General features: G+C 67.9%; 24 protein-coding genes. 12 read left to right on the top strand and 12 right to left on the bottom strand.

Features of this window, described 5'->3' with window-relative positions:
- The first annotated feature begins 115 nt into the window (after positions 1 to 115).
- Positions 116 to 1,672, top strand: a complete 1,557-nt coding sequence (locus ACIP1U_RS17500; RefSeq protein WP_400317071.1) for a methyl-accepting chemotaxis protein — start codon at positions 116 to 118, stop codon at positions 1,670 to 1,672.
- Positions 1,673 to 1,806: 134 nt separating this feature from the next.
- Positions 1,807 to 2,058: a GlsB/YeaQ/YmgE family stress response membrane protein gene (locus ACIP1U_RS17505; protein ID WP_400317073.1), complete on the top strand. Its 252-nt coding sequence runs from the start codon at positions 1,807 to 1,809 to the stop codon at positions 2,056 to 2,058.
- Here the strand turns inward: ACIP1U_RS17505 and ACIP1U_RS17510 are convergent.
- Both ACIP1U_RS17510 and ACIP1U_RS17515 read right to left on the bottom strand, forming a co-directional pair.
- Positions 2,031 to 5,294 carry a transglycosylase domain-containing protein gene (locus ACIP1U_RS17510; RefSeq protein WP_400317075.1) on the bottom strand — a complete coding sequence of 1,088 codons (3,264 nt, stop codon included), beginning with the start codon at positions 5,292 to 5,294 and terminating at the stop codon, positions 2,031 to 2,033. The genes ACIP1U_RS17505 and ACIP1U_RS17510 overlap by 28 nt on opposite strands.
- Before the next feature lie 272 nt (positions 5,295 to 5,566).
- Positions 5,567 to 6,601, bottom strand: coding sequence for an aldo/keto reductase (locus tag ACIP1U_RS17515; RefSeq protein WP_400317077.1), 1,035 nt, complete (start codon positions 6,599 to 6,601; stop codon positions 5,567 to 5,569).
- 292 nt (positions 6,602 to 6,893) lie between these two features.
- On the opposite strand from ACIP1U_RS17515, the gene ACIP1U_RS17520 reads away from it, so the two are divergent.
- Genes ACIP1U_RS17520 through ACIP1U_RS17530 form a run of 3 tightly spaced genes read left to right on the top strand, consistent with a single transcriptional unit; the run spans position 6,894 to position 9,587 of the window.
- Positions 6,894 to 8,123: an NAD(P)/FAD-dependent oxidoreductase gene (locus ACIP1U_RS17520; RefSeq protein ID WP_400317078.1), complete on the top strand. Its 1,230-nt coding sequence runs from the start codon at positions 6,894 to 6,896 to the stop codon at positions 8,121 to 8,123.
- Between the two features lie 45 nt (positions 8,124 to 8,168).
- On the top strand, positions 8,169 to 8,900 hold the full coding sequence (fabG, locus tag ACIP1U_RS17525) for a 3-oxoacyl-ACP reductase FabG (RefSeq protein WP_400317080.1): 732 nt from the start codon (positions 8,169 to 8,171) through the stop codon (positions 8,898 to 8,900).
- Between the two features lie 51 nt (positions 8,901 to 8,951).
- Positions 8,952 to 9,587, top strand: coding sequence for a cation:proton antiporter (locus ACIP1U_RS17530; protein ID WP_400317082.1), 636 nt, complete (start codon positions 8,952 to 8,954; stop codon positions 9,585 to 9,587).
- 15 nt (positions 9,588 to 9,602) lie between these two features.
- Here ACIP1U_RS17530 and ACIP1U_RS17535 read toward each other — a convergent pair whose 3' ends face one another.
- Complete coding sequence (locus ACIP1U_RS17535) at positions 9,603 to 10,508, bottom strand: LysR substrate-binding domain-containing protein (RefSeq protein ID WP_400317084.1); 906 nt, start codon at positions 10,506 to 10,508, stop codon at positions 9,603 to 9,605.
- A gap of 134 nt (positions 10,509 to 10,642) precedes the next feature.
- Between ACIP1U_RS17535 and ACIP1U_RS17540 the strand changes: the two genes are divergently transcribed.
- Positions 10,643 to 11,938, top strand: coding sequence for an SGNH/GDSL hydrolase family protein (locus ACIP1U_RS17540; RefSeq protein ID WP_400317086.1), 1,296 nt, complete (start codon positions 10,643 to 10,645; stop codon positions 11,936 to 11,938).
- Positions 11,939 to 12,116: 178 nt separating this feature from the next.
- On the opposite strand, the gene ACIP1U_RS17545 is transcribed toward ACIP1U_RS17540, so the two are convergent.
- The 5 genes from ACIP1U_RS17545 to argG all read right to left on the bottom strand — a co-directional run bounded on the left by ACIP1U_RS17545 (position 12,117) and on the right by argG (position 15,886).
- Positions 12,117 to 12,770 carry a glutathione S-transferase family protein gene (locus ACIP1U_RS17545; protein WP_400317537.1) on the bottom strand — a complete coding sequence of 218 codons (654 nt, stop codon included), beginning with the start codon at positions 12,768 to 12,770 and terminating at the stop codon, positions 12,117 to 12,119.
- A gap of 38 nt (positions 12,771 to 12,808) precedes the next feature.
- On the bottom strand, positions 12,809 to 13,762 hold the full coding sequence (pip, locus tag ACIP1U_RS17550) for a prolyl aminopeptidase (protein ID WP_400317088.1): 954 nt from the start codon (positions 13,760 to 13,762) through the stop codon (positions 12,809 to 12,811).
- Positions 13,763 to 13,836: 74 nt separating this feature from the next.
- Positions 13,837 to 14,226, bottom strand: a complete 390-nt coding sequence (locus ACIP1U_RS17555) for a type II toxin-antitoxin system HicB family antitoxin (RefSeq protein WP_400317090.1) — start codon at positions 14,224 to 14,226, stop codon at positions 13,837 to 13,839.
- Between the two features lie 22 nt (positions 14,227 to 14,248).
- Positions 14,249 to 14,431 carry a type II toxin-antitoxin system HicA family toxin gene (locus ACIP1U_RS17560; RefSeq protein ID WP_400317092.1) on the bottom strand — a complete coding sequence of 61 codons (183 nt, stop codon included), beginning with the start codon at positions 14,429 to 14,431 and terminating at the stop codon, positions 14,249 to 14,251.
- 129 nt (positions 14,432 to 14,560) lie between these two features.
- Positions 14,561 to 15,886 (bottom strand): argininosuccinate synthase, encoded by a 1,326-nt coding sequence (gene argG, locus ACIP1U_RS17565; protein WP_116319124.1) that lies wholly within the window; start codon positions 15,884 to 15,886, stop codon positions 14,561 to 14,563.
- Positions 15,887 to 16,189: 303 nt separating this feature from the next.
- On the opposite strand from argG, the gene ACIP1U_RS17570 reads away from it, so the two are divergent.
- From ACIP1U_RS17570 to ACIP1U_RS17580, 3 genes are all read left to right on the top strand, one after another.
- Positions 16,190 to 17,353 (top strand): CaiB/BaiF CoA transferase family protein, encoded by a 1,164-nt coding sequence (locus ACIP1U_RS17570; RefSeq protein ID WP_400317095.1) that lies wholly within the window; start codon positions 16,190 to 16,192, stop codon positions 17,351 to 17,353.
- Between the two features lie 65 nt (positions 17,354 to 17,418).
- Positions 17,419 to 18,390: a tripartite tricarboxylate transporter substrate binding protein gene (locus tag ACIP1U_RS17575; RefSeq protein ID WP_400317540.1), complete on the top strand. Its 972-nt coding sequence runs from the start codon at positions 17,419 to 17,421 to the stop codon at positions 18,388 to 18,390.
- A 48-nt stretch (positions 18,391 to 18,438) separates the two neighbouring features.
- Entirely contained in the window at positions 18,439 to 19,215 is a 777-nt protein-coding gene (locus tag ACIP1U_RS17580; RefSeq protein ID WP_400317097.1) for an enoyl-CoA hydratase, read from the top strand.
- 19 nt (positions 19,216 to 19,234) lie between these two features.
- On the opposite strand, the gene ACIP1U_RS17585 is transcribed toward ACIP1U_RS17580, so the two are convergent.
- Positions 19,235 to 20,170, bottom strand: coding sequence for a LysR family transcriptional regulator (locus ACIP1U_RS17585; RefSeq protein WP_400317099.1), 936 nt, complete (start codon positions 20,168 to 20,170; stop codon positions 19,235 to 19,237).
- A gap of 263 nt (positions 20,171 to 20,433) precedes the next feature.
- Between ACIP1U_RS17585 and ACIP1U_RS17590 the strand changes: the two genes are divergently transcribed.
- The 3 genes from ACIP1U_RS17590 to ACIP1U_RS17600 all read left to right on the top strand — a co-directional run bounded on the left by ACIP1U_RS17590 (position 20,434) and on the right by ACIP1U_RS17600 (position 21,854).
- A complete protein-coding gene (locus ACIP1U_RS17590) occupies positions 20,434 to 20,859 on the top strand; it encodes a VOC family protein (RefSeq protein ID WP_400317101.1) in 426 nt (141 codons plus the stop codon).
- Positions 20,860 to 20,970: 111 nt separating this feature from the next.
- Positions 20,971 to 21,174, top strand: coding sequence for a SlyX family protein (locus ACIP1U_RS17595; RefSeq protein ID WP_029045176.1), 204 nt, complete (start codon positions 20,971 to 20,973; stop codon positions 21,172 to 21,174).
- Between the two features lie 110 nt (positions 21,175 to 21,284).
- Positions 21,285 to 21,854 carry a DUF1439 domain-containing protein gene (locus ACIP1U_RS17600; protein WP_400317103.1) on the top strand — a complete coding sequence of 190 codons (570 nt, stop codon included), beginning with the start codon at positions 21,285 to 21,287 and terminating at the stop codon, positions 21,852 to 21,854.
- 61 nt (positions 21,855 to 21,915) lie between these two features.
- Here ACIP1U_RS17600 and ACIP1U_RS17605 read toward each other — a convergent pair whose 3' ends face one another.
- From ACIP1U_RS17605 to ACIP1U_RS17615, 3 genes are all read right to left on the bottom strand, one after another.
- On the bottom strand, positions 21,916 to 22,830 hold the full coding sequence (locus ACIP1U_RS17605) for a DMT family transporter (RefSeq protein WP_400317106.1): 915 nt from the start codon (positions 22,828 to 22,830) through the stop codon (positions 21,916 to 21,918).
- A 398-nt stretch (positions 22,831 to 23,228) separates the two neighbouring features.
- Positions 23,229 to 24,056 carry an NAD-dependent protein deacetylase gene (locus ACIP1U_RS17610; RefSeq protein ID WP_400317109.1) on the bottom strand — a complete coding sequence of 276 codons (828 nt, stop codon included), beginning with the start codon at positions 24,054 to 24,056 and terminating at the stop codon, positions 23,229 to 23,231.
- A complete protein-coding gene (locus tag ACIP1U_RS17615; protein ID WP_400317542.1) occupies positions 24,053 to 24,247 on the bottom strand; it encodes an oxidoreductase-like domain-containing protein in 195 nt (64 codons plus the stop codon). Before ACIP1U_RS17615 ends, ACIP1U_RS17610 begins: the two co-directional genes overlap by 4 nt.
- Positions 24,248 to 24,414 lie beyond the last annotated feature (167 nt).

The raw sequence follows: 24,414 nt of genomic DNA on the forward strand, positions 1-24,414 counted from the left end.
CGCCGTTAGCCCGCTGACGCACACGCATGCCTCGACAGGCGTCAACCATGAATGACGCCGCAGACGCGTGTCACCGATGAGCAATGCGCAATGCGCTGAAGGAGGAGTGAAAAGCATGCTGGACAACCTGAGCCTGAAGAAAAAACTGCTGCTGCCGCTGGTGCTGAGCTGGGTCTGCCTGCTCGGCATCACGCTGTGGAACGCCTGGCACATACGCACGCTGCGCATGGATGAGCGCCGGCTCGACCTGGCCCACGTCACCGACACCGCGGTCTCGGTGGTGGCCGAGTACGAGGCGCTGGCCAGGACGGGCAAGCTGCCCGCCGACGAGGCGAAGCAGCAGGCCATCGAGCGCGTGCGCGCGATGCGCTTCGGCGCCGACGGCTACTTCACGCTGATGCGTTCCGACACCGTGGTGCTGATGCACCCCTTCAAGCCTGAGATGAACGGCAAGGCGATGGAGGGGATGAAGGATCCCAACGGCGTCTACCTGTTCCGCGACATCGCCGAGATCGGCAAGGGCGCCGGCAAGGGCTTCGTCGAATACCTCTGGCCCAAGCCGGGCGCCGAGGCGCCGCAGCCGAAGCTGAGCTACGTGGCCAACTTCCGCCCCTGGGACTGGAACTTCATCGCCGGGCTGTACCTGGATGACATCGAGGCGGCGTTCCGCACCGAGCTGTGGAAGGCGCTGGGCCTGCTGCTGGCGGTCGGCGCGCTGATGTCGCTGGTGATGGTGCGCGTCTCCGCCAGCCTGCACCGCCAGCTCGGCGGCGAGCCGGCCACCACCGCGCAGATCGCCGGCCGCATTGCCGAGGGCGACCTCGCCGGCCATGTCGAAGTGCGCCCCGGCGACGAGCACAGCGTGCTGTTCGCGATGCAGCGCATGCAGGCGCGCCTGACGGGCGCGATCGGCAGCATCCGCGGCTCGGCCGATTCGATCGCCGGCGCGGCCAAGCAGATCGCCGCGGGCAATGCCGACCTGTCGCGCCGCAGCGAAGAGCAGGCCGCCTCGCTGCAGGAAACCGCCGCGAGCATGGAGCAGCTCACCAGCACCGTGCGCCAGAGCGCCGACAACGCGCGCCAGGCCAGCCGCCTGGCCGAGGGTGCCTCCGACATCGCCGTGCGCGGCGGCACCATCGTCAACCAGGTGGTCGGCACCATGGGCGAGATCAAGCAGGCCTCGGGCAAGGTGGTCGACATCATCGGCGTGATCGAGGGCATTGCCTTCCAGACCAACATCCTGGCGCTGAACGCGGCGGTGGAAGCCGCGCGTGCCGGCGAGCAGGGCCGCGGCTTCGCCGTGGTGGCCGGCGAGGTGCGCACGCTGGCGCAGCGCAGCGCCACCGCCGCCAAGGAGATCAAGGCGCTGATCGGCGACTCGGCGCAGCGCGTGGAAGACGGCGCGGTGCTGGTGGAAAGCGCCGGCAAGGCAATGGACGAGATCGTGGAAGCGGTCAAGCGCGTGACCGACCTGATGGGCGAGATGCGGGCCGCCACCGAAGAGCAGACCGGCGGCATCGAGCAGGTCAACCAGGCGGTGTCGCAGATGGACCAGATGGCGCAGCAGAACGCGGCATTGGTGGAAGAGGCGGCGGCCGCGGCGGCGTCGCTGGAAGACCAGGCCGACATGCTGCACCGGGCTGTCGGCCAGTTCCGGCTGGCGCGAGCCTGACCCCGGCGGCGCTGTCACGTCGGCGAGGTCACGTGGACGTCATACGCGGCCCCCGGCTGCGTGTATCATGAAGCGCAGCCGGCTGCACCATGCAGCCGGTCCCATCTTAAGCAGTCCACTACCGGGAGCGCACCATGATGGCATTCATCGGCACCGTGTTCGTTGGCCTCATCGTCGGACTGATCGCACGGGCAGTGAAGCCCGGCGACGACAAGCTGGGCTGGATCATGACCATCATCCTTGGCGTGCTCGGCTCGGTGGTGGCCGGCTACGTCGGCCGCGCGCTGGGCTGGTACCAGCCGGGCGAACCGGCTGGCTGGGTCGCCTCGGTGATCGGCGCGATCGTGCTGCTGGTGATCTACGGCATGGTCCGCCGCAAGGGCTGACTGGCCTTGCGCACGGTGATGGCATCGTTGGCGTCGGCCAGGCTCGGCGCCTCGGACTTGGGCGACGCAGGGGCTGCCGGCTGAGCCACCGCGTCAGCGCGGGGCGGCGCTTCCAGCCCTTGCGCCAGCGTGGCGCCCGGCACGGCTTCGGCCGGTGCCGCCATGGTCGGCATGCGCGGCGCGCGCAGGCCCGGCGCGGCATCGCGGCAGCGCAGCAGTGCGCGGTCGCCGCCCGGCGCCATCGCCGACACCTGCGGCGCGACCGCGCGCAGCACCCGCACCGCCAGCGCGCTGGTAAAGCTGTAGCGCACCGCGTACGGTTCGCGCACATTGACCACCACGGTGCCAAAGAAGCGCTCGCCCAGCGTAAAGACGAAAGTTGCCGAGCGGTTCACCGAGCGCGACGAGATCAGCCGCCCGCCCGGCCCGTACACCTGGAAGCGCTGGTCGCCGGTGCCGGTCTTGCCCGCCACCGTCAGCGTCGTGCCGTCGCGGCCCGGCACCGTGAAGGCGCCGCGGATCGACTTGGCGGTGCCGCGTTCCACCACGTCCAGCATCGAACGCCGCGCCAGTTCTGCCACCTCGGCCGGCAGCACGCGCTTGCCCGGCCCCGGCTGCAGCACGTAGCGCGTGGCGTACGGCGTGCCGTCGGCAAAGGCCAGGCTGCGCACCGCGGCGCTCTGCGTGACCACGCCGCCTGCCAGCAGGATGCCAGCCAGTTCGGCCAGCGCCGCCGGACGGTCGCCCGCCGCGCCGATCGCACTGGCGTACGACGGCGTCAGCGAATCGAACGGATAGCCCACCCGCTGCCAGCGCTTGGCGATGCGGGTGAAGGCGTCCTGTTCCAGCAGCGTGCGGATGCGGTTGTCCTGGCCCGCCTTGCTGCGCGTCTTGAACAGCCACTTGTAGACTTCCTGGCGCTCCGCCGTGCTGGCGCGCAGCAGCTCCGTCAGCGTGGCCTCGGGGTGCTGGTCCAGGTACTCCACCATCCACAGTTCCAGCGGATGCACCCGTGACAGGTAGCCGCGGTCGTTCAGGTTGAACTTGTCCTTGCCGTACTTGCGGTACAGCGCGGACAGGTCTTCCTTGGCCAGCTGCTTGTCGCCCAGGCGCGCACGCATGATGCGGATATAGCTGTCCTCATCCAGGTACGGGCGCGCGCTCAGCAGCGTCACCGACATGCGCACCGCGTTGATGTGCGGGGTGGTCATGCGCACGCGGCCCAGCAGCGTGTCCAGCCGCTGCTCGGAGGTCTTGCCGCGGTAGCGCTGGTAGAAGCTGGTCATGTAGGCGCTGCCTTCCTGGTCGGCGAAGCGCTCCAGGTACTCGCGCCGCCCCGGCGCGTTGCGGTCCTCGAACAGGTCGCCGATGTCCGGGTTGGCGTGGAAGGTCTCGTAGCGCACGATGTCGCGCATCATGCGGATGAAGACCAGGTTGACCGATTGCTGGAACGCGACGCGCACCGTCATGTTGCGCTCGCCCGCCTGGCGCTCGAAGTTGGTGAAGCTCTGCAGCCCGCCGCCGGTATAGAAGCCTTCCCCGGCGCTGCCGGAGTACTTGCGCTCCAACGCGGCCTCGAGCATCGCCATCAGCTCGCGCTCCTCGGGCTGCTTCGCCTTGGACAGGTACTCCACCGCCCAGTGGGCGAGCATATCCTGCCGTGCCAGCCGCACCCCGGCCAGCTCGGCGCGGCCCATGCCGGCGTATTGCGCATGCAGTTCGCTGATGATTTCCAGGTAGGTCACCAGCGTGCGCAGCTTGGCGGTCGAACCGAGGTTCAGCCGTGCGCCGCTGTTGACGTCGAACGGCTGGTCGATGTTGTCGGCCTGCACCCGCACCACGCTGGCGTTGCCGACGCGCTCGAACAGCGTGAAGCTGGCCATCAGCTTCGACGGGTCGTCGTTGTCGCGCAGCAGGTTGTGGCCGTACAGGCCCATGGCGCGCGCATCCGCCTTGTTGTTCACGCGCTGCAGCGTCTCGGTGACGATGCGCTGCGCCTCGCGGTTGATGGTGCTGTCGACCGTCAGGTCGAGCCGGTCCATGTCGTAGCGGCTTTCCACTCCGGTCAGGCGGGTGACGTCGGCGCGCACGCGATTGACGGCCTTGCGCGTGACGAAAGGCTCCTGCAGCCCGCGCTGCGGCGGCGCGGCCTTGTCCAGCGGCTGCGCCAGCGCCGCGTCGCGCAGCGCGGCGGTGATGACGCTGTTGGCGGCCAGCAGGCGCAGGTAGCTGGCCGTCAGCGCATCCAGGTTGGTGTCGTCGCGGCGCAAATGGTAAGACGGCCGGCGCTGCGAGATGATCAGCGACAGCGCACGCTTGAATACCTGCGCCTGGCGCGGCTCGGGCGCGCGCTGGTCCATTTCCTTGAGCAGCCGGTTGACCTCGCCGAAGTCCTCGCCGTACCAGCCCCACAGCGCGTCGCCGATGCCGTTGATCTCGCCGACGCCCTCGCGCGCCGACAGCGGCACGGTGTTGAGGTAGTCGACCACGATGCGCTCGCGCGCGCGCTGCGTGTCGGGCCCGTCCAGGTAAGCGCGCAGCGACGCCGACGCCATCTGCCGGAATTTCTCCGGGATCGACGCGGTGCGTCCCTCGGGCGAGTGCCGGTACTTCTCGATCTGCGTGGCCAGCGTGCTGCCGCCTGGCGCATCGTGCGAACGGTCGGCCAGCCGGATGAACTGGTCGAGCACCGCGCGCGACAGCCGGCGCCAGTCCAGCGCCGGGTTCATGTTGGGGTACTCGGGGTTGAGCAGGCCCTGGTTCTCGACGTACAGCAGCGTGCTTACCAGCAGCGGCGGCACCGTGGCGAAATCGGGATACTGGCGCTGCGGATAGCGCTCGAACGCCAGCGTCAGCCCGTTGCAGTCGCGCAGCAACAGCCCGGCCTGGTTCTTCTCGCGGTACGGCGCGAACAAGCCCTGGTCCATCAGCCTGACCATGTCGGGCGACATGCGCGCCTGCTCGGCGGGAACGTAGCCGCGCTGCTCAAGACGCTGCGCGAATTGCGGCAGCATGCCGTAGCCCATGCGTGCGTCGTAGGGGCCGGAATGCGGGAAGCGGATGCTGTCGCTGGCGCCCGGCTGGATCTCGAATGTCAGCCGCTGGCCGAGCCCGCCGATCAGCCGCGCCTGCCAGTGCGAATTGCGCACTTCGCTCGCGACCAGGCTATACACGACGTAGACGCCCCCGGTGAGGGCGACCGCCAAGCCAGCGAAGATCCAGCCACGACGCGACACGTTTGGGCTTCCCTGTTTGGCCGGCGTTGCGCGCAGCGGGATCCGCGCACCGGCTCGAAGCGCAATGTTCTCGCGGCACGCGCATTGCGCGTGCCGCCTGTCTTGATATTAGTAGGAGTCTGGCCGGCGTGCAGCAAGCATGCGCGGGATCATCGCGCCATTGACAGCGCCGATCTCGCGCTGTTGTTAACGCACGCTATGTGGAGACGCGCTTGCGCCACATGCCGGCGCGATCCTGCGCCGCCGGCTTGCATCGCCGGCGTGCGTCGCACTCATGCCTTCTGCGCGCGTGCCACCGGCCTTCCCCCGAACGGGTAGCCCGGGTCGTTGTAGCCATGGGTCGACGCATGCCCCGGCACGACCAGCGCATCGATCATGGATTCTTCGTCCGGCGTGATCGCGGCCCCGAGCGCACCAAAGTAGTCCTCGAACTGCGCCAGCGTGCGCGGCCCCGCGATGACCGACGAGACGATGGGATTGGCCAGCACCCACGCCGTGGCGAACTGCCCCGGTGTCAGGCCGCGCCCCTCGGCATGCGCCTTGAGTTGCTGTGCGATCACCAGCGATTGCTCGCGGAACTCGGTTTCCATGATGCGGCGGTCGGCACGGCCGGCGCGCGTGCCCTGTTCCGGTGCCTGGCCGGGCGCATACTTGCCGGTCAGCACGCCGCGCGCCACCGGGCTGTAGGGCACCACGCCCAGGCCGTAGTGTTCGCAAGCCGGCAGGATCTCCACCTCGGGCACGCGGTTCAGCAGGTTGTAGTACGGCTGGCAGGCCACCGGGCGCGGCACGCCCAGCTCGCCGCACAGCCTGGCGATCTCGGCAATGCGCCAGCCGCGGAAGTTCGACACTGCCCAGTAGCGGATCTTGCCGCTGCGCACCAGGTCACCCATCGCCCGGACCGCCTCTTCCAGGTTCTCGCCGGGATAGTCGCGGTGCAGATAGAGGATGTCGATGTAGTCGGTCGCCAGCCGGTGCAGGCTGTCCTCGACCGCGCGCGTGATCCACACGCGCGAGTAGTGCGAATGGTTGGGCGCGGACTGCATGGCGTTGCCGAGCTTGGTAGCCAGCACCCAGTCGTGGCGCCCGGCGGTCAGCAGCCTGCCGACCATCTGCTCCGACGCGCCCTTGGTGTAGACGTCGGCGGTATCGATGAAATTCACGCCGTGGTCACGCGCGCTGGCCACGATGCGCGCTGCCTCGGCTTCGTCGGTCTGGTCGGCAAACATCATGGTGCCCAGGCACAGCGCCGAGACGCGCAGGTTGCTGGCGCCGAGGCGGCGGTAGGGCATGGTGGTGGCTGGCATGGGAATCTCCGGAAGGGACGTGTGACCACGGTCCCACATTTTGCCGGCAGAGCGGCAATCGTGCCGGCAAGGCCCTGGCGGATGGCGGGCAGCGAAATAAGCGCGACGCCCAACTTCCTTTTATTGCGCCTTTTGTTGCACTTTCGCTGCCTGCATCATTCCGCGCGACAGCCGCCTGAAATGGTTTCAAGATGTTGCTGGCACGCCAACTGGTGGCGTTTTGCCGCCATATTCTTGCGTTTGCCGGCGGCGCCCCCTCCGCCGGCCTGACCAAGAACAAGGATCGGACACGATGCAAACGGAAACCACGGACGTCGTCATCATCGGCGCTGGCCCGGCCGGCTCGGTCGCGGCGGGCTTGCTGCGCAAGCACGGCATCCCGGTACTGGTGATCGAGAAGGAAATCTTCCCGCGCTTTTCGATCGGCGAGAGCCTGCTGCCGCAGAGCATGGCCTATATCGAAAGTGCCGGCATGCTGCGTGCGGTGGTGGAAGCCGGCTTCCAGTACAAGAACGGCGCTGCATTCTCCCGCGCCGGCCAGCACACCGCTTTCGACTTCCGGGAAAAATTCTCTCCCGGCTGGGGCACGACCTACCAGGTGCAGCGTGCCCGCTTCGACGATGTGCTGATCCGCGAGGCGGCACGCCAGGGCGCCGAAGTCCGCTTTGCGCATCTGGTCGAGCATGTCGATGTCAGCGGCGCGCGACCCGAGGTGACGGTGCGCGCCCCCGATGGCAGCCAGTACCGGGTGCGCGCGAAATTCCTGCTCGATGCCTCGGGCTTCGGCCGCATCCTGCCGCGCCTGCTCAATCTGGAGTCGCCGTCGGGCTTCCCGGTGCGCAGCGCGCTCTTCACCCATGTCGAAGACCGGATCGCGCCGGGGACCTTCGACCGCAACAAGATCCTGATCAGCGTGCATCCGCAGCACCCGGACGTCTGGTACTGGACCATCCCGTTCTCGGACGGCCGCTGCTCGCTTGGCGTGGTGGCGGAGAAGGCGTTCCTGGAAAACTACACCGGCACCGAGACCGAGCGGCTGCGCGCGCTGGTGGCCGAGGAGCCCGGGCTGGCCAGCCTGCTTGCCGATGCCTGCTGGGACACCCCGGCGCGCCAGATCGCGGGTTACTCGGCCAACGTCAGCACGCTGTGGGGCAACGGCTATGCGCTGCTCGGCAATGCCGGCGAATTCCTCGATCCGGTGTTTTCCTCCGGTGTCACCATCGCCTTCAAGTCGGCCAGCCTGGCGGCGGACTGCCTGGTGCGCCAGCTCGGCGGCGAAACGGTGGACTGGGAGAAGGATTTCGCGCAGCCGCTGCGCGCGGGCGTCGATTGCTTCCGCGTCTTTGTCGAGGCATGGTATGAAGGCCGCTTCCAGAAGCTGATCTTCCACCCCAATGCCACGCCGGAAATCCGCGGCATGATCAGCGCGGTGCTGGCCGGGTATGCATGGGACCGCAACAACCCGTTCGTCGCCGATCCGCGCCGCCGCATGGCGGTGCTCGAAGAATTCTGCAACGTCTGACGGCCGCCGCCGAGCCGGCATGGCCCAACTGCCAGGAAAACAAGCATGACCAATCCGACCGTACTGGTCACCGGATCTTCGCGCGGCATCGGCCGCGCCATCGCACTGCGCCTGGCGCGTGACGGCTATGACGTGGTGGTGCATTGCCGCGCACGCCGCGACGAGGCCGAAGCCGTGGCCGACGCGGTGCGCGCCCATGGCAGCAGGTCGCGCGTGCTGTGCTTCGACATCAGTCGCCGCGATGAGGCAGCGGCCATGCTGCTGGCCGACATCGCCACGCACGGCTGCTACTACGGCGTGGTCTGCAATGCCGGGCTGGCCCGCGACGCCGCGTTCCCGGCCATGACCGGCGCCGAGTGGGACGAAGTGGTGCACACCAACCTCGACGCCTTCTACAACGTGCTCAACCCCGTGGTGATGCCGATGGTGCAGCGCCGCCAGCCCGGCCGCATCGTCACGCTGTCGTCGGTCTCCGGACTGGTCGGCAACCGCGGGCAGGCCAACTACAGCGCCGCGAAGGCAGGCATCATCGGCGCCACCAAGGCGCTTGCCATTGAACTGGCCAAGCGCGCCATCACGGTCAACTGCGTCGCGCCCGGCCTGATCGACACCGACATGGTCGAACCGCACGTGCGCGACGAGGCGCTGCGCCTGATCCCGGCGCGGCGCATGGGCACACCGGACGAGGTTGCCGCCACCGTGGCCTTCCTGCTGTCGCCCGACGCCGGCTATATCACGCGGCAGGTGATCTCGGTCAACGGCGGGATGTTCGGGTAAGGCGGGGCCGCATCCGCCCTTCCCCATGGCCATGTCCAACGCGGAGTGCCAATGAGCTCGGCAAGCATCTTCTTCCTGCAGGCCATGCTGGTGGTCGCGCTTCCCTACCTGCTGTGGCGCGGGGCGGGCCTGCAGGCCGCCTTTCCGTTGGTAGCCGTGCAGGTGCTGGCCGGCATCATGCTCGGGCCATCGGTATTCGGCCAGCTGGCGCCGCAGGGCTGGTCGACGCTGTTCGGCCCCGATCACCTGCCGATGCTCTCCGGCCTGCAATGGCTCGCCGTGACGCTGTTCTGCTTCCTGACCGGCCTGCATTTGCGCGAAGACGCGGCGACGACGCACTGGCACGACACTTTGCGTATCTCGCTGGGCAGCATCGCCGCGCCGTTCGTGCTCGGCGGCGTAACCGGGTGGTGGATGACCCGCGCCGGCTGGCCGGTGGCGGGAGAGCATGCCGATCCCTACTGGTTCGCCTGCGCGATGGGGATCTGCACCGCGGTCACCGCGCTGCCCGTGCTGGGCGCGCTGCTGCAGACCAAGGGACTGGTCGAGGTGGTGGTTCTCACCCTGCTGCTGGATGCGCGCGTCATCAGCACGACGGCGTTCTCGGGACTGCTGCTGATGGCGCTGGCCAGCACGCTGCTGGCGCGTCCGCTGACCTTGCTCGCGACCCATGGCCGCCTGCGCTGAACGGCGGGGGGCGCGCTACGCCGCCCGGAATCCGGGCAGGCGCGGGATTTCCGCGGCGAGGAACTCGAGCAGCACCCGCACCCGCGCCGGCTGGTAGCGCCGCGACGGATACACCAGGAAGGCCTCCTGCGCCTGGCCGTTCCAGCGCGGCAGCACGCGCTCGAGGGCACCAGTGTCGAGCAGGTCCTGCACCAGCCACGCCGGTGTCAGGCCAAAGCCCGCCCCGGCAAGAAAGCTCTCGCGCATGGCCAGCGAATGATTGACGTGGTAGCGGCACGGCGCCTCGACCAGCGCGTGTCCGTCGGGGCCATCGAGCACGATCTCTTCGCCGGCGGCAAGCCAGGTGAAGCGCAGGATCTGGTGGCGCGCCAGGTCGGCGGGCCGGCGGATGCGGGGATGCTGCGCGAGGTAGCCCGGCGCGGCCGCCAGCAGCCGCGGCGACACCGCGATCCTGCGCGCGACCACGTCGGGCGGCAGCGTGCCACCGAGACGCACGGCGATATCGACGCCTTCCTCGACCAGGTCGACGAAGCGGTCATCGAACAGCAACTCCACTTCCACTTCCGGGTAGCGATGCTGGAACGCCAGCATCAGCGCATTGAGCCGCAACACGCCGAAGCTGGCAGGCGCGCTGATGCGCACGCGGCCGGCGGGCCGCTGGGTCAGGCCGCGCGCGTCGTTGACGGCTTCGCCATAGGCGTCGAGCACGCGCCGGGCATGGTCGTAAAAGCGCCGGCCGGCTTCGGTCGGGGACAGGCTGGTTGTGCTGCGTTCGAGCAGGCGTACGCCGAGGTCGTGCTCCAGCGCGGCGATAACCTTGCTGATGGTCGGCTGGGTCGTGCGCTGCTCGCGCGCCACGGCAGACAGGCTGCCCAGGTCGACTGCACGCACGAAGGCGCGCATGGCGCGCAGGGTGTCCATCTTTCTCCTTTCGCGTGCTCATTCCGAATTGGCATAAATGCTATGCCATTCTGCCTGCTACTGCGTGGAACGGGAATAGCCTAACGTTGCCCTGTCCCGGCACGGTTGCCGGCCAATAACGCGAGGAACGTCCTATGTTTCCAGTCCGCATGCTGCGCGCCCTTTCCGCGCTGGCGCTTTCCGTCCCGCTGTACGCCGCCGCGCCGAATGCGTGGGCCGAACCGCTGCACGACCATGCCTGGCTGACCAGCTGGATGGCCAGCCAGCAGCCCGTGTGGCAACCTGCCGAGCTGCCGCTGGCCACCGGTCTGCCGGCGAACCTGTCGGGGCAGACCGTGCGCCAGGTGGCGCGTCTCAGCGTTGGTGGCAAGCAGGTGCGCGTGGTGCTGGCGAACACGTATGGGCGCAAAGCGGTCACGGTCGCTGCTGCGCAGCTTGCGCGCCACGCAGGCGGTGGCGTCGCGGCGCCTGGCAGCCAGCCGCTGACCTTCGGCGGCCGCGCCGCCGTCACGATCCCGGCCGGCGGGTCCGTCGCCAGCGATGCGCTGCAACTTGCGGCGCCGGCGCTTGGAGAACTTGTCCTGAGCCTCTACCTGCCCGCCGGCACCGCAATCGGTTCATTCCACTGGGACGGTCGCCAGACCGCATGGCTTGCACCTGGCAATGTCACGGGGCGATCCGCGCTGACCCGGCCTACGGCGTTCAACGCGCGCGTGCTGCTCAGCGAAATCCAGGTTGATGCCGCCGGACAAGCCGGCGCCGTCGTTGCCCTCGGCGACTCCATCACCGAGGGCAACGGCTCCACGCCTGACGCCAACCGTCGCTGGCCTGACGTGCTGGCGCAGCAGCTGGCCGGCCAGAGCGTGGCCGTACTCAATGCCGGCATCTCGGGCGGACGGCTGCTGCGCGACGGCATGGGCGTGTCGGCAATGGCGCGGCTGCAGCGCGATGTCCTGGACCAGCCGCATGTGCGCGCCGTGATCGTGGCGATCGGCATCAACGACATTGGCTGGCCCGGCTCAACCTTCGCCCCGGCCGACGCGGTGCCGCAGGCGGCGGAACTGATCGATGGCTACCGCAGGCTGATCGCGCAAGCGCATGCGCGCGGCGTGCGCGTGATCGGCGCAACCATCACGCCGTTCGCGGGAGCGCTGCGCGACACGCCGATCCGCGGCTATTACGGTGCCGCCAAGGAAGCGGTGCGGCAGGCGGTGAACGACTGGATCCGCCATGGCGGCGCGTTCGATGCCGTGGCGGACTTCGACGCAGCAGTACGCGATCCCGCGCGGCCCGTGGCGCTGCTGCCGGCGTTCGACAGCGGCGATCATTTGCACCCCGGCGACGCCGGCTATCGCGCCATGGCGGCGCGCGTCGATGCAGCGGTGCTCGGCATTCCAGCTAAGCAACACGCGGCGGCCACGCCGCGCTGAGCGGCTTACGGCTTGCGCGCCTGCAGAATGCAGTCGGCGTAGGCGCGCCAGCCGTCGCCTTCGGACTGGCCGGTGAAGACGCCTTCGCCGGCCAGCTCGGCCACCCACTGCTGCGTGGCGGAGATCGCCGATGCACCAGCGGCGGGAGCAAGGCTGGCTGACGCGGGCGCTCGCTGCGTTAGTCCCGGTCCGGTGCGCCCGGCGGGAAAAAGGAACGGTACGGCCGCGCCTCGTCGACGGCGCGCGCGAAGGACGGGCGCACCATCAGCCGGGTACGGTATGCGCGCACATGGGGGCACGCCGCAGGAATGGCATGCACCCAGTCCGCATAAAACAGCGACGGTGCCGCCGCGCAATCGGCCAGCGTGAAGGCAGTGCCTGCCGCCCAATCACGGCCGGCGAGCCTGGTGTCCAACCAGGCGTAGGCGTTTTCCAGCAGCTTGTGCGCCTCGTTCACGCCATGGGGATCGCGCTGGCCGGCGGGACGGAGATGGTCGAGCACGATGCGCTGCATCGGCGTCATCACGTACTGGTCGAAGAAGCGGTCCAGCAAACGGACTTCGAGCGCGTCATCGGGCGCATCAGGTAGCCAGCGCACTACGCCGCGGCGATGCTGATCAAGGTATTCGATGATGATGCTGGACTCGAACACCGTGCGGGAGCCGTCGACCAGCACCGGCATCCGCTTCATTGGCCATAGCCGCGCATGTTCGGCCGCATGGTCGGGATGTTCGGGCGACAGCATGCAGAACTCGAATGGAATCGCGTTCTCGTACAGCGCGATCAGCACCTTCTGGCAGTAGGAGGAAAACGGGTGGGCGTAGAGTTGTATTGCGGGCTGCATCGTGGTCTCCTGTTGGCCCGCCTGCGCTACGCCGCGGCGAAGCGGTCGGTGGCGGCGATCAGCTGGTCCGTGATCCCTGGTTCCGTCCAAGCGTGGCCCGCCCCTTCGATCAGGTGGAAATCCGCCTTTGGCCACGCCTTGTGCAGGGCATGGGCATAACGCACCGGGCATGGCATGTCATAGCGGCCGTGCACGATGACGCCGGGGATATCGGCCAGCTTGCATGCATCGCGCAGCAGTTGTCCATCCCCCAGCCAGCAGCGGTGCGTGAAGTAATGGTTCTCCAGCCGGGCGAAGGCCAGCGCGAAGTGGCTGTCGTCATGCCTGGCGCTGTTGTCGGCATTCGGCAGCAGCGTGATGGTCTCGCCTTCCCACACGCTCCAGGCACGCGCGGCTTCGATCTGCTTGTCCATGTCGTCGCCGGTCAGTAGCTTGCGGTAGGCGGCCATCATGTTGCCGCGTTCCGCTTCGGGCACCGGTGCTTGGAAGCGCTCCCATTTCTCGGGGAACATCTCGGACACGCCATACTGGTAGTACCAGTCCAGTTCTGCCTGCGACACCGTGTAGATGCCGCGCAGCACCAGTTCGCTGACGCGCCGCGGATGCTTCTGCGCATAGGCCAGCGCGAGCGTCGAACCCCAGGAACCGCCAAATACCAACCAGCGCTCCGCGCCGGCAAGTTCGCGCAGCCGCTCGATATCGTCGACCAGGTGCCAAGTCGTGTTGTTGTCCAGCCCCGCATGCGGCGTCGATCGTCCGCAGCCGCGCTGGTCGAACAGCAGCACGTCATAGCGCGCCGGGTCGAACAGCCGGCGATGGTCTGCCGAGATCCCCCCACCAGGGCCGCCGTGCAGGAACACCGCCGGCTTGGCGCCCGGAGTGCCGACGCGCTCGTAGTAGATGACGTGGCCATCGCCGACATCGAGCGTGCCGGTCTGGTAGGGCTCGATGTCGGGGTAGAGGGTGCGGAGGGAGGGCATGGGTGATGGAGCTCTGGTGGTCTCGAGGTCACAGTGTACGCCGCCAGAACGGGGGGTCGCGTCAGCCGGCGTGATCAGCCCTGTTCCATCTCATGCTGTGCCGCCAGCGCCAGAAATGCCGATCGGCTCATATGCCGGCTCTTGGCAGCATCATCGATTTGCTGGACCAACCGCTCTGGCAAGCTGATATTCACCCGTACGGCTTTCGTGTTGACGCGCGACAAGTCGATATCAACCAGCATCCAGATGCCGCCCTGATACTGCGGATGATGAAACCACCGCTCCGGACTGGATGGCTCCGGAACCGGCTCTCCGTCGGCAAAGTGGGCTTCGACAGCCTCTTGCGCGTTGGCTGGAATGTCCGCCCAGTCATCGGCAGCGGAAAAGCATCCGGGGAAATCCGGAAACGAGATGCCGTGCGCGTGCTTCGCGTCGCCAGGCTCGATATGGACGGGATATAGCATGGGCGATCAGAAAAATTTTCTGTTACCGGAGGCGGGCCTGCTTGAGGATGCTGCGCACCGTGCCGAGTGGCAGGTCTTTCTTCGGGTGAGGCACCGTTACCTTTCCTGGTTTGGTGGGGTGCCTGAACTGATGGTGCGATCCGACGATGTGCGTCAAATACCAGCCGCCGGACGTCAGTTGCCTGATCAGGTCCGCGCTCTTCATTTGCGCAACTCTACACAACATCGAATGAACCGTCCACCCAGCGTTGCATGAGGCGGCGCAAAAAAAACCGGCACCCAAAGGTGCCGGTTTTCCTTGCCAAGCAAGTCGCGCCAACCGGCGCGACCCCACTCAGTCTTCCAGCTTCGGCAGCGAAGCGCTCACCTGCGTCGACAGCAGGCCGCTCTTCGCATACGTCTGCAGCTTCTCGCGCGTATCGACGATATCCAGCGTGCGCATGGTCAGTTGGCCGATGCGGTCCAGCGGCGTGAACATCGACTCGCCCTTTTCCATCGTCAGCCGTTCCGGCTTGTAGGTCAGGTTCGGCGAGGTGGTGTTCAGGATCGAGTAGTCGTTGCCGCGGCGCAGTTCGATGGTGACTTCGCCGGTGATGGCGCCGGCCACCCAGCGCTGGGCGGTTTCGCGCAGCATGATGGCTTGCGGGTCGAACCAGCGGCCCTGGTACAGCAGGCGGCCCAGGCGGCGGCCGTTGTCGCGGTACTGCTCGATGGTGTCTTCGTTGTGGATGCCGGTGATCAGGCGCTCGTAGGCGATGAACAGCAGCGCCAGGCCCGGGGCTTCATAGATGCCGCGGCTCTTGGCTTCGATGATGCGGTTCTCGATCTGGTCGCTCATGCCCAGGCCATGGCGGCCGCCGATGCGGTTGGCTTCCATGAACAGGTCGACGGCGTTGGCGAAGGTCTGGCCGTTCAGCGCGACCGGCTGGCCTTCCTCGAAGCGCACGGTGACTTCCTCGCGCTTGACTTCGACGTCATCGCGCCAGAACTGCACGCCCATGATCGGCTGGACGATGCGGATGCCCGAGTCCAGGTGTTCCAGGTCCTTGGCCTCGTGGGTGGCGCCCAGCATGTTGGAGTCGGTCGAGTACGCCTTTTCGGCCGACATCTTGTAGTCGAAGCCGTTCTGGCGCATGAACTCGGACATCTCGGCGCGGCCGCCCAGTTCGTCGATGAACTGCTGGTCCAGCCACGGCTTGTAGATCTGCAGGCCGGGGTTGGTCAGCAGGCCGTAGCGGTAGAAACGCTCGATGTCATTACCCTTGAACGTACTGCCATCACCCCAGATGTTGACGCCATCATCCTTCATCGCGGCGACCAGCATGGTGCCGGTGACAGCGCGGCCGATCGGGGTGGTGTTGAAGTAGGTGATGCCGGCGGTGGAGATGTGGAACGCACCACACTGCAGGGCGGCGATGCCCTCGGCCACCAGCTGCGTGCGGCAGTCGACCAGGCGGGCTTCCTCGGCGCCGTAGGCCTTGGCGCGGCGCGGGATGTCGTCGTAGTCGGGCTCGTCGGGCTGGCCCAGGTTGGCGGTGTAGGCGTAGGGGACGGCGCCCTTCTGGCGCATCCAGAGGAGCGCCGCGCTGGTGTCAAGGCCGCCGGAGAAGGCGATACCGACGCGCTGGCCGGTAGGAATGTGCTGCAGGATGGTAGTCATCGCCAGAAATCTAAGTGAATTTGTCGGCTCTTGGGCGGGCTTCCGCCGCGTTGCCCGGGAAGGCGTCTGCGCGCGCGGGAGCACGGCGACGCGGCCGGCCGAGTCACGGGCCGAGTCAGTGCCAAACGCGAATTGTGACACGGCAGCGCCCACGCGCCAAACGCAGGCCGATGCCGGGTCGTCGGCCGCACCCCGGCGGCGTGTTGAAATCCCGCGAACGCGCCTTTCAAAACTCTCGACTGGTTAGCGCCGGGGACCCCTCCCTATACTGCGCCGCATCGTTGTTTTGAGAGCGGAGTCGTCATGCTGCATCGCGCCCTGCAAGGGATCCGGGTCCTGGACCTGTCGCGCATTCTCGCCGGTCCCTGGTGTACCCAGAACCTGGCCGACCTGGGCGCCGAGGTGACCAAGGTCGAACACCCCCGGCACGGCGACGACACGCGCGGCTGGGGCCCGCCCTACCTCGACGCCCCGGCCGGCACTGAAGGCGATCCGCGCCTGTCGGGCTATTTCATCTGCTGCAACCGCGGCAAGCGTTCGGTGGCAATCGACTACGGCACGCCGGAAGGCGCCGCGCAGGTGCGTGCGCTGGCGCGCGAGGCCGACGTGCTGGTCGAGAACTACAAGGTCGGCACGCTGGGCCGCTACGGGCTCGACTATGCATCCCTCAAGGCGATCAACCCCCGACTGGTCTACCTGTCGATCACCGGCTTCGGCCAGGACGGGCCGATGGCCGACAAACCCGGCTACGACTACGTGTTCCAGGGCATGGGCGGCCTGATGAGCTATACCGGCCAGCCCGACGGCGCACCGGGCGCGGGGCCGCTGCGCACCGGCGTGGCGGTGGTGGACCTGAGCACGGGCATGTATGCGACCTCGGCGGTGCTGGCCGCGCTGTACCAGCGGCAATCGACCGGCGTCGGCACGCATCTGGACATCGCGCTGCTCGACGTGGCGGTGGCGATGAACGCCAACCAGGCTGCCAACTACCTGGTCTCGGGCCAGAATCCGCAGCGCAGCGGCAACGCGCATCCCAACTGCGCGCCATATGAAGTGTTCCGCTGCGCCGACGGCCACCTGATCCTGGCGATCGGCAATGACGGCCAGTTCGCGCGCTTCTGCGCGGTGGCCGGCATGCCGGAACTGGCGCAGGATCCGCGCTTCGCCACCAATTCGGCGCGCATCGGGCACCTGCCGGCGCTGCGCGCGCTGCTGACCGAACGCTTCCCCACCCGCACGCGCGCCGCCTGGACCGAAGCGTTCGACGCCAACGGCGTGCCGTGGGGCCCGATCCACACCATGGAGGAAGTCTTCGCCCACCCGCAGGTGCAGCACCGCGGCCTGATGCAGGTGGCGGAGCATCCCGTCATGGGCCGCGTTCCAATGGTGCGCAACCCGATGCTGGCCGGCCACGACGGCCCGCTCGTGCCGCCGCCGCTGCTGGACGAGCACAACGCCGCCAACTGATGCCCGCCCCCTACAAGACCTACAAGACCTACAAGACCGACAAACCCTGCTCCGGAGACACCCCGATGAAGCCAGTCCTTACCACCGTTGCCCTGTTCGCCGCGCTCGCCTCGGCCAGCGCCGCGCAGGCCAGCGCCTACCCCGACCGCCCGATCAAGCTGATCGTGCCCTACGCCGCGGGCGGCACCACCGACATCATCGCCCGCATCGTCGGCACCCAACTGGGCACGGTGCTGGGCCAGCCGGTGGTGGTCGAGAACCGCCCGGGCGCCGGCGGCGCCGTGGGCAGCGCCTATGCCGCCAAGCAGCCTGCCGACGGCTACACGCTGGTGATGGAGGTGGAAAGCTCGCACGCGGTCAACCCCAACGTCTACGTCAAGACCGCGTATGACCCGGCGAAGGATTTCGCGCCGATCAGCAACCTCGCGGACGTGCCGAACGTGCTGGTGGTGAACGCCTCGTTCCCCGCGGCAGACCTGCAGTCCTTCATCAAGCTGCTGAAAGCCAATCCGGGCAAGTACTCGTTCGGCTCGTCGGGCAATGGCGGCCTGAGCCACATGAACGGCGAGCTGTTCATGAACGCCACCGGCACGCGCATGCTGCACGTGCCCTACAAGGGCCTGGGCCCGGCGCTCAATGATGCGGTCGCCGGCCAGATCCAGGTCGTGTTCGACAACATCCCCTCGTCGTCCGCGCTGATCCAGGGCGGACGCCTGAAGCCGCTGGCGGTTGCGGCGAAGCAGCGCCTGAAGGTACTGCCCAACGTGCCGACCTATGCCGAAGCCGGCCTGCCGGCGATGAACAATCCGTCGTGGTTCGGACTGGGCGCGCCGGCCGGCACGCCCGCCCCCATCCTCGACAAGCTGAACCAGGCCGTGCGCAAGGCGCTCGCCGAGCCCGACGTGATCGCGGCGATCGAGAAGCAGGGTGCGATTCCGGCACCCACCTCGCGCCAGGCGTTTTCCGAACTGGTGCGCGGGCAGAATGCGCACTGGAAGAAGGTCGTCGACGATATCCAGTTCACCAAGCTCCAGTAAGCAAGCTCCAGTAAGCAAGCCACAGTAAAGGAAGCCTCAAGGACCGACATGAGCGAAACCATCCAGGAACAGCACGCCGGCGTCGACATCGATGCGCGCGGCATTGCCACCGTCACCATCCGCGACGCGGGTTCCCTCAATATCCTCGGCACGCCGGTGATCGCCTCGGTCACGCGCGCGATCGAGGCGCTGGCCGCCAACGACGCCGTGCGCGTGGTGGTGCTGCGCGGCACCGGCGACAAGGGCTTTATCGGCGGCGCCGACATCAAGGAGATGGCCGCGCTGGATCGCGCCAGCGCGCAGGCATTCATCAGCGGCCTGCGCCGCTTGTGCGACGCGGTGCGCCATTGCCCGGCGCCGGTGATCGCGCGCATGCCGGGCTGGTGCCTGGGCGGCGGGCTGGAACTGGCGCTGGCTTGCGATATCCGCATCGCCGCCGACAATGCGCAGCTCGGCATGCCCGAGGTCAAGGTCGGCATCCCGTCGGTCATCCACGCGGCGCTGATGCCGCGCCTGATCGGCAATGCGCGCGCGTCATGGCTGCTGCTGACGGGCGAGATCGCCAACGCCGAAGACGCGCTGCAGTGGGGACTGGTCAGCCGCGTGGTGCCGCTGGATGCGCTGGACCAGGAGGTCGAGCGCGTGGCCGCGCTGCTGGCGGGCTTCGGTCCCGTTGCGGTGCGCCAGCAGAAGCGCCTGCTGCGCGAGTGGGAAGATGCGCCGGTCGATGTGTCGATCAACAACAGCGTGGCGGAATTCGCCAGCGCGTTCGACACCGGCGAGCCGCAGCAGCATATGGCCACGTTCCTGAACCGGAAGCGCTGACCTGCGCCTGGATACGTGATTACGGCGCCGTGCCGGCCACGGCGCCACCCTCGCGCGTGGCCACCACGCGCGGATCGTTGAGCAGGAACTGCGCGAACGCCTCGGCAAAAGCCGGCAGCTTGCCGTCGGCGCGCACGATCAGGTTGAGTTCGCGCAGTGCCCAGGGCTCGGCCAGCCTCACCCCCACCACGCGCGCTTCGCGCAGTGCCAGCGCCGCCACGCTGCGCGGCACAAGTGCCACGCCTACCCCCGCCTCGGCCAGCGACAGCACCGCGTCGAAGCTGTGCGCATGCAGGCGCACGTTGGGACTCTTGCCCGCGCGCTGCGCCATGTCGCGCAGGAACAGGAAGTTGCTGCTGGTGCGGCTCATGCAGACAAAGTCGAAGGCCAGCGCCGCGCCGAAACGCACCTCCGGCTCACGCGCCAGCGGATGCTCCGCGGCCACTGCCAGGATCAGCTCGTCGCGCGCATAGCGCGCCGAGCGCACGCCGGTAGTCTCGAAATCGCCGGCGAGGATGCCGACGTCGGCCTCGTGCGCCGCCACTGCGGTCAGGATCGACTGGCTGGCGCGTTCTTCGAGGTCGATGTTCACGTCCGGATTGGCCAGCAGAAAGCGGCTCACGCTCGGGATGATGAAGCCGTTGAGCGAGCTGCTGTTGGCCAGCAGGCGGATATTGCCTTTCAGGCCCGCCGAGAAACGGCCCACCTCGCCGTGCATGCGCTCGACTCCGAGCAGCAGTTCGCGCACATGAACCAGCAGTGTCTCCCCTGCCGGCGTCAGCTCCATGCCGCGCGCAGTGCGCACGAACAGCGGCGTGCCCATCGCATGTTCAAGGTTCTTCAGACGGTAGCTTGCCGCCGATGCAGTGATATGCGTGGCCAAAGCGCCGCCGGAAAGACTTTGTGCATCGGCGATCGCCTGGAACAGGCGCAGGTCGGTCAGTTCGTAACGCAAGGCAGCCCCGGGTGTCTAAAGTGGTCAGGCGAGAGCCGGATCGAGACGGTTCGCGGGCATTCTAGTGCAGCCGGCACGCAAGGCCTCGTCAACGACCGGTTTCGCATTCATGTGGACACCGCCCACTTTGTTTGCTAAGGTATTGTGGACGGCGTACACAAGAACATTGCACCCCCGTTGCCGGATTCTCACGGCCATCGTCCGTACGATGGCTGCGTTCTCCCTGGTTGCCCAGCCCGGGTGGCCCCTTTACAGGAGTTGTCATGCAAGTCCAGCCCTATCTCTTTCTTGAAGGTCGTTGCGATGAAGCGGTGGAGTTCTACAAGAAGACCCTTGGCGCCAAGGTCAATATGCGGATGACGTTCAAGGAGAACCCCGAGCCCGAAAAGGCCGACCCCGGCTGCCAGGCTCCTCCGGGAACGGAAGACAAGGTCATGCATATGGAGTTCCAGATCGGCGACAGCGTGATCATGGCGTCCGACGGCCGCTGCTCGAACCAGCCCAAGTTCGAGGGCTTCGGCCTGACGGTCAGCTTTGCCGACAAGGCCGCGGTGGAAAAGGCCTTTGACGGCCTGAAGGAAGGCGGCCAGGTGGTGATGCCGCTGGACAAGACTTTCTTCGCCGAGCAATTTGGCATGGTGAGCGACCGCTTCGGCGTCATGTGGATGCTGATCACCGAGCAGAAGTAAGCGCGGCGCACGTGGTTTCGCCGGCGGCAGCGGCATACGGGATTTCCATGCGCGGATTACAATGCGCGCCGCCAGCCGGAGAAACCGGCGAACCCACGACAGCCACGCGCCATGGACGAACGCATCACGGAACTCGAAATCAAGCTCGCCTTCCAGGAAGACCTGCTCGAAACGCTCAACGCCACGGTGGCGCGCCAGCAGCAGCAGATCGACCTGCTGCAGGGGCAGTTCCGCGCGCTGTACCAGCAGTTGCGCAGCGCCACGTCGACGGCGGCAGAGTCCGATCCCCTGCAGGAAATCCCGCCGCACTACTGATGCGGCGCCGATGCGCGCATCCGCCATGTGACGGAACGCCACCTCACGCGCGCGGTCTGACTGGCTGACTCCATCCACCGCGCGCCGGCGAGGCGCGCACCATCCGCCACATGCGCCTGCGCCCCTCCCTGCTCCTTGCCGCCGCGGCCGTCTTCGCGGCCGTCTGCACGGCCGCCACGCCCGCGCTGGCCGGCTACAACGTCTGGACCGGCGAATACACGCTGACCCGCCAGGAACTGCAGGCCGCGCTGGAGCAACGCTTTCCCGCCACGCTCCGCTATGCGGAGGTGGTGACCGTACATCTGAGCCACCCCCGGCTGGTGCTCGACGAGGCCAGCAACCGGCTCACCACCCATGTCGACGCACGCCTGACCAACGCATTGCTGCCCTCGCCGCCAGTCGACGGCAAGCTGGCGCTCAACAGCGGCGTGCGCTACGACCCCGGCAAGCGCGCCGTGCTGCTCGACAACCCCACGGTGCAACACGTGGAAGTCGCCGGCATGGCCCAGTACCGCGAGCAGCTCAATGCCATTGGCGCAGTCGTTGCGCAGCAGTTGCTGAAGGACTATCCGGTCTATACCTTCAAGCCCGAGGAACTGCGCTTCGGCGGCAAGGAGGTCGAGCCGGGGACGATCACGGTCGGCCAGGACGAAGTGCGGGTCGAAGTGAAGAACCGCTAAGGCTGCGGCCCTAACGCCGCCCCCAATGCGCCCCCCTAACGCCGCCCCCTAACGCCGCCCCCTAACGCCGCGCCGTTTCGCGCCCGCCGCGGAACACCAGCGCCAGTCCCGCCAGCACCGCCGCCATCCCGGCAATCGCCAGCGGCGCCATCCGGTTACCCAGCAGCAGGTAGTCCAGCACCGCGGTGCCGGCAGGCACCAGGTAGAACAGGCTGGTCACATTGACCAGGTTGCCCGCGCGGATCAGCCGGTAGAACAGCAGCGTGGCGCCGATCGAGATGCCGAGCGTCAGCCACAGCAGCGGCAGCGCGAACGCCAGCGATACCTCGAAAGCAAAGGGCTGGAACGGCAGGCACAGCAAGCATGCCGCAAGGCTGGCGCCGTACTGCAGCGGCAGCACCTGCGCCGGCTCGCGCGTGATGCGCTTCTGCAGGATGGCGCCGACGGTCATGCAAGCCAGCGATGCCAGCCCGCACAACACGCCCGCCAGGGAAAGCCGTGCCAGCAGCATGCTGTCCGCGACCACCATCGCCAATCCTGCGAGCGCGAGCACCAGGCCCGCCATGCGGGTCGTGCTGTAGCGTCGTTCGGTCAGCAACAGGGTCAGCATCGGTTGCGCACCCAGCACGGTGGCCAGCACACCAGGCGTCATGCCATGGTCGAGTGCAAGGAAGTAGAACACGGCGTAGCCGCCAATCAGCAGCAGGCCGGTCAGCGCCACGTGCAGCCGTTCGCCGCGCGGCGGCAGCACGTGGCCGCGTGCCAGGCCGATGGCGCCGAGCACCGCCAGCGTGATAGCGAAGCGCAGCGTCAGCAAGGCAAAGGGCGTGGCATGGTCCAGCCCGAGGCGCGCCGCAATGGCGCCGCTGCTCCACAGCAGCACGAACAGGGGTGTGGCCCAGAACGCGGCGGATGCGGCATGCCGGGCGTCGTTCGCGGCGCCCAGTTGCGCCGCGCAGTTTTTATCGATGGTCATGGATGTCATCTGTCGAAGGCATGGCAGACCCCGGCGCGCGGGCGCGCGAATCGACAGGCAGCGGCGCGCGACGCGCGCGGCTGCCGTGCCGTCAGGCACGCGCAGGCGTGAATACCGGGGACGAAAGTGCCGGGGTGCGGACCAGGAAGCGGGCCGCGAGCGCGCCCGTCAGCCGCGTGGCGGCGGGGGCGGATGCACGCCGCCGGAGAACGGCGGGGGTGCGACAGAGACGAACGCAGGCTGGCGCCGCACGCACGGCAACGCATCGCACGGCGCGGCGTTGACGGGGCGATGGCGGTCTGCGGTCATGACAAAATCGGGAATTTGATGCGAAGGTCTGGCGATCCTATGCCGGTGCGGCGCTCGCGTCAAGGCGGCATGCATGATCCGGCTACCGCTCAGTTTGCAGCGCCTGAATCGAGCTGCGCCACCAGCGCCTGCAGCGCCGGCGCGCAGCCTGCTTCCACCTTCAGCGCCAGCATGTCGTCCGCGCGGGTGGTGCCGAGGTTGAGCGCCGCCACCGGCTTGCCCATCTGCCCGGCCCAGACGCAGAAGCGGTAGCCCGAGTAGACCATCAGCGACGAGCCCACCACCAGCACCGCATCGGCGGCCTCTAGCGCCGCACGCGCGGCATCGACGCGCACGCGCGGGACCGACTCGCCAAAGAAAACCACGTCCGGCTTGAGGATGCCGCCGCAGCGCCCGCACTCGGGCACGCGGAAGTGTGCGAACAGCGGCGATTCGAAATGCACGTCGCCATCGGCGGCCGGCTCGGCGATCACCTCGCGCAACGCGGCGTTCTGGTCCAGCAGCCAGTCCTGCAGGCCGGCGCGGTCATGGCGCGCGCCGCAGTCCAGGCAGATGGCGCTGGCCAGGCTGCCATGCAGCTCGATCACGTCGCGGCTGCCGGCACGCTGGTGCAGGCCGTCGACGTTCTGCGTGACCAGCGCGCCCAGGCGGCCCTGCTCACCCAGCCGGGCCAGCGCTTGATGAGCGCCATTGGGCCGCGCCTGCCATGCCACCGGCCAGCCCAGCATGCTGCGCGCCCAGTAGCGCTGACGCCCGGCGTGCGAGCCGAGGAATGCCTGCAGCGTGATGGGCTGCGAACGCTGCCACTGGCCTCGCGCGTCGCGATAGCCGGGGATGCCGGAATCCGTGCTGATGCCGGCGCCGGTCAGCACGAACAGGCGCGGATGGCGCCGAACGAAGTCGAGCAGCGCGTTCACCTGGCCGGATCCTCCGCGCTGGCCGGATCCTCCGCGTGCCGCGCGGCCTGGCGCGCTTCCCACGCGCGCAGTTCCTCACGGTAGCGGTCCAGCTCCTGGTAGTAGTAGTCGAAGATGCACGGATCGCAGCCGGAGCCGCAGCATTCGTCGTCGCCGGGCCGCTCGGGCGGTACGGGGCGCGGGTCATCCACAGGGTTGGCGACAGGGTTGGCGACAGGGCTGGCGGCAGGGCTGACGGGAGACGCTTGGGACACGGACTGCACGCCGCTGCGGGCGGAATAGGCGGATCAGCCGCCAGTATATGCCGCCGGCGCCAACCACGCCGCCGACCCCGCTGCGTAGCTGCAATGCCGAGCCA

It is taken from the genome of Cupriavidus sp. NPDC089707, assembly GCF_044748965.1.
Taxonomy (GTDB): Bacteria; Pseudomonadota; Gammaproteobacteria; order Burkholderiales; family Burkholderiaceae; genus Cupriavidus.